Annotated in this window: 4 protein-coding genes; 3 read left to right on the top strand and 1 reads right to left on the bottom strand. The window is 66.9% G+C overall.

What is annotated here, in order from left to right:
- From R6U01_RS11075 to R6U01_RS11065, 3 genes are all read left to right on the top strand, one after another.
- Positions 1-744, top strand: a 744-nt coding sequence (locus tag R6U01_RS11075) for a molybdopterin synthase (RefSeq protein WP_410286516.1), incomplete at its 5' end; no start/stop codon positions are given.
- 364 nt (positions 745-1,108) lie between these two features.
- A complete protein-coding gene (locus tag R6U01_RS11070; protein ID WP_410286515.1) occupies positions 1,109-1,369 on the top strand; it encodes a hypothetical protein in 261 nt (86 codons plus the stop codon).
- Positions 1,370-1,617: 248 nt separating this feature from the next.
- On the top strand, positions 1,618-2,769 hold the full coding sequence (locus R6U01_RS11065; protein ID WP_410286514.1) for a site-2 protease family protein: 1,152 nt from the start codon (positions 1,618-1,620) through the stop codon (positions 2,767-2,769).
- Between the two features lie 39 nt (positions 2,770-2,808).
- On the opposite strand, the gene R6U01_RS11060 is transcribed toward R6U01_RS11065, so the two are convergent.
- Positions 2,809-4,145, bottom strand: a 1,337-nt coding sequence (locus tag R6U01_RS11060) for an AarF/UbiB family protein (protein WP_410286513.1), incomplete at its 5' end; no start/stop codon positions are given.

The raw sequence follows: 4,145 nt of genomic DNA, 5'->3' as shown, positions 1-4,145 counted from the left end.
GGCGACACGGTTCGGGGGGACGATGCCACCGACGGCGGCGTCGCGGTCGAGCCGCGGGTGGGACAGACCGACGCCGACACCGAGGTGAGGCTCGCGTCGGACGGCGAGTGGACCGGCCGCGGCAGCGTCGATAGCTTCGACGACCTCCTCGACGGACTCGCGCCCGACCACGACTACCTCGTCGCCGTCGGTGGCTCCCGGCTGCGCGTGCCGACGGTCCTGATCGGCGCGGACGCGGAGGCGGACGACGTACCGGGGACGGTGATCGCCGCCGCGGACGCGCCGGAGGACGTCGACCTCGACCGCCTCGTCGACGACCTCGACGCCGCGGAACCGTGGATCACGCGGGAGACGCTCGTTCGACGAGCCGAGGCATCAGCGGACGCGGACCGCGCGGGCGCGATCGCGACGTTCACCGGCCGCGTCAGGGCGCGCGACGCCCCCGACGACGACCGCACCACCCACCTGGCCTTCGAGAAGTACGAGGGCGTCGCCGCGGAGCGCATGGACGCCATCGCGGCCGAGCTCACCGAACGCGACGGGGTGTTCGACGTCCGGATGCACCACCGGACCGGCGTGATCGAGGCGGGCGAAGACATCGTCTTCGTCGTCGTCCTGGCGGGGCACCGGGGCGAGGCGTTCCGGACCGTCGAAGACGGGATTGACCGGCTGAAAGACGAGGTCCCGATCTTCAAGAAGGAGACCACCGAAGCGGAGGAGTTCTGGGTCCACCGCCGCGACTGACGCACCTGCCCGACGATCGGTCACGGCACCGTCGATCGCCGGGGGATCATCGGTCGTTACGGACCGGGGCTTCGGCGCGCGCGTCGAACGAACGTCTGACGCCGTCCCGTCAGTTTCCGGCGATAATACCTTGTTAATCTGTCATGTGAGCGATCGTCGGGCGGAAGTTGCTGTTATCAGAAATGACGGAATAAGCGTCTCAGAACCGCGTATAAAATTTCTGGGTGTTTCTAAATCCGTTTTAAACGGTTTGTCAGACACGTTTTAGACTAGCCGCCAAACCTGAAACGCCATGAAAGCCGCTGAACACCGTCCAACAGTCTCACCTTTATAACAATCTCCGAAGCAAAGCAGTGGGTGTACCATGAGCGCGACTGCGAACCCCTCCACGAACGCGAATCCGACCGACGACCTCAGCAAGGAAGAGCGGCTGAAGCGGTACCTGCTCGACCGCGCCGAGGACGGCGAGATGTACTTCAAAGGGAAGTTCATCGCCGACGACGTCGGCCTCTCGCCGAAGGAGATCGGCGCCCTGATGGTGAAGCTCCGCGACTCCGCCACCGAGCTCACCGTCGAGAAGTGGTCGTACACGGGCGCGACGACGTGGCGCATCGAGCCCGCGTGAGCCGACGCTCGCCCCGCGCGGTCGACACGCAACAGACCGCATCCCCCGCTCCGTACGGGTACTGACGTCGAAGTCCGCTTCGGACGTCGACTGACACACTCGCGCGTCCCCGCTCCCCTGAGAGTCACGGTCCTTACCCCTGAGAGTCACGGTCCTCATCGCCCTGAGCGTGTGTGACGTCCCCCTCGACACGGACGCACGGGCCTGTCGACGCGGGGTTTATACTCGCCGACGAGTTACCACGGATGATGCCAGAACAGGAGGACGGGGAGCCGTCGGCCGGGCCCGACGTCCCGCGTCCGGAGCCGCTGCAGACGTTTTTCCGGGTGGAAGAGGTTCGCCGGGAAGACGGGCACGTTCGGTACGTCGGCGAGTCGTACGTTCCGGAGCGCACGCTGTTGCGGAAGCTCGTTCCGCCGTTCCGAGAGGCCGGCTACGACGTCGACCTCGAGGCCACCGGCGACGGTCAGGTCGTCGTCGCGACGCCCTTCGACCGCGGTCGTAACGGGATACCGTGGCTCAACGTCGTCATGTTCGCCGCGACGGTGTTCAGCACGCTGTTCGTCGGCGCCTACGGGTGGTACTACGTCGGCTGGGAGGAGATCGCCGCGAACCCGCTGACGATACTGCAGGCGTGGCCGTTCACCGCGGCGGTGCTCGGCGTGCTGATGACGCACGAACTCGGCCACTACGTCGCCGGACGCTATCACGGGGTCAGCGTCTCGCTCCCGTACGTGATTCCGTTCGTGTTCCCGTTCGGCACGCTCGGAGCGGTCATCCGGATGCGCGGACGGATGCCCTCGCGGAAGGTGCTGTTCGACATCGGCGTCGCCGGGCCGGTCGCGGGGCTGGTCGCGACCGTCGTCGTCACCGTCATCGGGCTCTCGCTCGACCCGATTCGCGTCCCCGCAGAGCTCGCGACTGCCTCCGGGACGATGATCCGGTTCAACAATCCGCCGCTGCTGGCGATCATCGCGGACCTCATCGGCCAGCCGACGGAGTACGAAGACCCGACCCTCACGGCGCACCCGGTGGTTATCGGCGGCTGGGTCGGGATGTTCTTCACCCTGCTGAACCTCCTGCCCGTCGGCCAGCTCGACGGTGGGCACATGGTCCGCGCGATGATCGGCCCGCGCCAGGAGACCATCGCGGCGCTCGTCCCCGGCGCGCTCTTCTCGATCGCCGCGTACCTCTACTTCTGGCGCGGCCTCGGCATCGACGAGTCGGTCGGACTGTGGGGATTCTGGGGGGTGTTCGCGATCGTGATCGCGTTCAACGGACCGGCGAACCCCGCCGACGAGGAGTGGATCGGCTGGCCGCGGCTCGCCCTCGGGCTCGCGACGTTCGGGCTCGGAGCGCTCTGTTTCCTCCTCGTCCCGATCCAGGTCGTCTCCGGCTGATCGGCGAGGAGGTCGAGAGAACGGGCGGGAGGGCGTCGCTCAGTCGTCTCGGCGCTGTTTCATCCCCTGTCTGGTGAACTGAGGCCTCGCCCGGATGCCCTGCTTCTTGCGGAAGGAACGGTAGAGCGCGACCGCGAGCGGGACCGCGAGCAGGAGCACGATCCCCGCGAGCCGCCACGCGTCGGCGAACGAGTAGAGGATCGTCGAGGAGAGGACGCCGACCGCGAGCAGCACCGAGTAGGCGATTCGCATCGCGAGCTTGTCGAGGACGTTCGACTCGTCGTCGATCGTGACGTCGACGTGGAGGTCGCCGCGGTTCGCCCGCTCGAGGAAGTCGTCGGCCTTCGGCGGGACCGTGAACAGCGCCTCCGTTGTGCGCTGGACCTGTCGTCCGGCGTCCTCGGCGAGGTCTCGGGCGGTCTGCTCGTAGTACCCCTCGTCCCGGAGGTACTCCGTCGCCGTCGAGATGAAGTCGAACTCGGGGTCAAGGGTGACGCAGACGCCCTCGACCACGGTGGCGACGCGCAGCACAAGCGCGAGGTTCGGCGGGAGCCGGAGCGGGAACTCGTAGATGGTCGACTCCACCTGCTCGATGATCTGGTTCACCTGGTACTGTTCGATGTCCTCGCCGCTGGCGTCGGCGATGGCGAGCTCCATGACGCTGCCCATCACCTCGCGGTCGGCCTCCGGCGACAGCGTCCCCATGTCGATCAGCGTGTCGAGGATGCCGTCGATATCCTGCCGGGCGACGGCGACGTAGAACTCGACGATCTTCTCCTGGATGAACGGGTCCACGCGTCCGGCCATGCCGAAGTCGTAGAAGATCACCGTACCGTCGTCGGCGACGGCGAGATTTCCGGGGTGCGGGTCGGCGTGGAACACGCCGTCGTCGATGATCATCTGGAGGTACACCTCCTGAAGCGTCTCGGCGATGTCGTTGCGGTCGAACCCCCGCGCGTCGAGCTCGTCGATCTGGTTGATCTTCGTGCCGGGAATGTACTCCATCGTGAGCACCCGCGGCCCGGAGACCGCCTCGTACGCGGTCGGGATCCGGATCCGGTCGTCGTCCGCGAAGTTGGCGCGGATCTCCTCGAGCATCTCGCGCTCGCGCTTGTAGTCCATCTCCTCGCGGATCGTCTTCGCGAACTCGTCGGCGAGGTTCTCCAGTGAAAACGCCTGTCCGCTGCCGGTGAATCGCTTGACGAGCGGGATCGACCAGCGGATCGTCCGGAGGTCGGCCTCGACGAGCGACTCGATCCCCGGCCGACGGACCTTCACCGCGACGTCGTTCCCCTGGTAGCGAGCGGTGTACACCTGTCCGAGGCTCGCGCCGCTTATCGGATCGCGGTCGAAGTCGTCGAACGTCTCGTCGACGG

It is taken from the genome of Halorubrum sp., assembly GCF_046498025.1.
In the GTDB taxonomy this organism is placed as follows: Archaea; Halobacteriota; Halobacteria; order Halobacteriales; family Haloferacaceae; genus Halorubrum.
Note: the sequence above shows the minus strand (reverse complement) of the source record. Positions and strands in the feature narration are given on the sequence as shown.

Bases quoted from the DNA above. Each gene is read 5' to 3' on its own strand.
- R6U01_RS11065 (WP_410286514.1), top strand. From the start codon at position 1,618: ATGCCAGAACAGGAGGACGGGGAGCCGTCGGCCGGGCCCGACGTCCCG.
- R6U01_RS11070 (WP_410286515.1), top strand. From the start codon at position 1,109: ATGAGCGCGACTGCGAACCCCTCCACGAACGCGAATCCGACCGACGAC.